The organism is Rhizobium sp. SVR5-9E (assembly GCF_056755095.1).
The window spans coordinates 1-274 of record NZ_JBNDHS010000396.1 but is presented as its reverse complement, the minus strand read 5'-3'; the positions used below and the strand labels follow the sequence as shown (position 1 = coordinate 274).

The 274-nt window shown below is 38.3% G+C and carries 1 protein-coding gene; it reads right to left on the bottom strand.

Annotation, left to right across the window (positions count from 1 at the left end; all coding sequences use genetic code 11):
- Positions 1 to 274, bottom strand: a 274-nt coding sequence (locus tag ACPYOJ_RS35335) for a hypothetical protein (protein WP_481420385.1), incomplete at both ends; no start/stop codon positions are given.

Genomic DNA, 274 nt, shown 5'->3' with positions numbered 1-274 from the left:
CTTTATAACCCGTTGCTCCTGGAGAATTACTCCATGTTATTGTAGGAGACAAAGGAACAAAAGTAGCATTATTTGCAGGATAAGTAATTAATGGACAAGCAGGAATAGAACTCAACGTCAAACCTTCTAAGGTAATAACAGATTTATAATCTCTACGAACACCGTCAGAAGGAGGAGAAGCTGGATCCGGATTCGTATTATCATTTCTGTAAGAGAGTGTAGAGTTTGCAGCTCCCGGATACACATACATTGCTTCAGCAAAATCATTATTATC